Below are 2,753 nucleotides of genomic sequence, written 5' to 3' on the forward strand. Positions count from 1 at the left end.
ATAGGTACGGGCCCGGGAGACATTTCCTACATGTCCCGGCGGGCAATTGAAATTATTAAACAGGTCGATTGTATAGCAGGCTACACCACTTATATTGATTTAATTTCTGACCTTGTCAAAGACAAACAAATTATTTCAACCGGCATGATGAGAGAAGTTGAAAGGGTTGAAAAAGCCATTGAAACGGCCATGTCTGGAAAATCATGCGCCCTTGTTTCAGGTGGAGATCCGGGTATTTATGCCATGGCAGGCCTTGTCTTTGAAATTTGCAGGCAGCGCGAAATAAAAATAGCCCGCACCCAGGATAAAAACAATAAACCTGATAAAAACACAGATTTGTTTCTTGAAATTGTTCCGGGAATTCCGGCTCTGGCAGCAGGCGCAGCATTGGCTGGCGCACCTTTGACCCATGATTTTGCAGCGATTTCTCTCAGTGACCTTTTAACCCCCTGGAAAAAAATTGAAAAACGATTAACTTGCGCAGCTATGGCGGACTTTGTCATAGTGTTGTATAATCCAAAAAGTAAAAAAAGGAACTGGCAGTTAAAAAGGGCCCAGGAACTTATGTTGGAACACAGGGATACAACGACACCTGTTGGAATTGTCACAGGGGCCATGAGGGAGAATCAACGTGTCTCATTTAAAACCCTGGATCAAATGGATACGGCCGAGGTCGGGATGCAGACGGTTCTGTTTATCGGTTCCAGTGCCTCTTTACGGTATTTGGATTTTCTGTTTACACCTAGAGGCTATTCAAAAAAATATGATATTTGAAGATACTAAAAAACCGTCAGGAGACAATATATGAAAGGATGTGTTCAAATATATACCGGCAATGGCAAAGGAAAAACAACAGCGAGCTTCGGGCTTGCGCTTAGAGCTGCCGGAGCAGGTCTTAAGGTATATATTGTTCAATTTTTAAAAAAAGGAAATTACTCTGAAATCAAAGCCTTGTCCAGATTTAAGAATATAACGATCAAACAATATGGCCTTGGAAAATTTATTAAAGGAAACCCGTCTGATGAGGAGAAAGCTGCGGGCATTGAAGGATATCAAAAATCATGTGAGATTCTAAAAAACAATAAACATGACGTGGTAATTACTGAAGAAGCAAATGTCGCTGTGATGTGCAATCTAATATCGGAAAAAGAACTACTGGCATTGATTGATATGAAACCTGCGAATGTTGAGCTGGTAATCACAGGGCGGGGAGCGACTGCCGCAGTGATAGAAAAAGCAGATCTTGTTACGGAAATGAAAGAAATCAAACATTACTTTAAAAAGGGTGTGACCGCAAGGGTTGGAATCGAAAAATGATGAAAAAAAATATTGCTATTCTTGGGACCGGCTCTGATGTTGGAAAAAGCATTATTGCCGCAGCTCTTTGCAGATCCCTTGCAGACAGGGGGGTGAAGGTCGCACCTTTCAAGTCTCAAAATATGTCCAACAACTCAGGCATTACCCCGGAAGGTCTTGAAATGGGGCGCGCCCAGATTGTCCAGGCAGAGGCCTCAAAAATTGTTCCCCATGTCAATATGAATCCCATTCTTTTAAAGCCGACAGGGGAAAAGCAGTCCCAGGTTATCCTCAACGGAAGGGTATATGGGAATCATACTGCCATGGATTATCATAGAAACAAAGGCTTCTATTTTGAAAAGGCTTGTGAAGCCTTTGACCACCTTGGAAAAATCTATGATCGAATCATCCTTGAAGGCGCCGGCTCGTGCGCCGAAGTCAACCTGATGCCCAATGACATTGTGAATTTTCCCATGGCTGAATATGCGAATGCAGATGTTATCCTTGCAGCGGATATCCACAGGGGAGGTGTGTTTGCACAGATTGTCGGCACCCTTGAGTGTCTCCCGCAAAAATATCGGGACATGATAAAAGGGTTTATTATCAACCGGTTCCGGGGAGATATTGCCCTGTTCAAGGATGGGGTTGACTGGATTGAAAAACAGACCCACAAAAAAGTATTGGGTGTTTTGCCCTGGTATACCCATTTTAAAATTGATGCAGAAGATTCTGTTGAAATTGAAGAATGCAATAATTTCAAAGGGTTCAATCCTGATATCCCGGCAATCGGTATCATCCGGCTGCCCCATATTGCAAATTTTACAGATTTTCATGCCCTGTCAAAAATAAAGGGGATTCAAACTATTTTTATTGACCGGCCGGATTATTTATCAAAATTTAATGCCGTGATTATACCGGGCTCCAAAAACACCCGGGCAGATCTTGAGTGGTTAACAAGCAAATTCAAAAATCCTCTTAAAGAATATTACCAATCAAAGGGATATATTTTCGGAATTTGCGGGGGATATCAAATGCTGGGTGAATTTGTCGATGACCCTGACGGGCTTGAAGGAATAGCTGGGAAGACAAAGGCTCTAAACCTTTTGCCCGTTCAAACCGTACTGAAAGCCCCAAAAACGACAACTTTAAGTGGCTTTCAATGGGGAGATGCCAAAGGCAAAGGATATGAAATCCACATGGGATATACAACCTTACGTGCGGGTACATCTTTACTTGCCGTCAATTCCAGAAACTGCACCCCCTGCTCTGACATAGATGGCTGCATGTCAGAAGACCGCAGGGTTGCCGGAACCTATATGCATGGTTTCTTTGATTCATCGCAAATTTTGTCAAAATGGTTAAAAACAATAGGATTAGATAATTACCCCTGTGATGACATACTTTCTTCAAAAGAAAAAGATTATATGCTTTTAAAAGAACACTTTGAAGCCCATATT

General features: G+C 42.2%; 3 protein-coding genes. All 3 read left to right on the forward strand.

The genetic code is table 11. The annotated features are described in order from the left end of the window. Positions 1–774 (forward strand): precorrin-3B C(17)-methyltransferase (cobJ, locus tag K8S13_RS25145; RefSeq protein WP_291466523.1); only part of this gene is annotated, 774 nt, incomplete at its 5' end. Positions 775–804: 30 nt separating this feature from the next. Further along, positions 805–1,317 (forward strand): cob(I)yrinic acid a,c-diamide adenosyltransferase, encoded by a 513-nt coding sequence (locus tag K8S13_RS25150; protein ID WP_291466524.1) that lies wholly within the window; start codon positions 805–807, stop codon positions 1,315–1,317. Continuing rightward, on the forward strand, positions 1,314–2,753 hold a 1,440-nt coding region (locus K8S13_RS25155), incomplete at its 3' end, for a cobyric acid synthase (RefSeq protein ID WP_291466525.1). The genes K8S13_RS25150 and K8S13_RS25155, both read left to right, overlap by 4 nt.

The sequence above is a fragment of the Desulfobacula sp. genome (assembly GCF_021107415.1).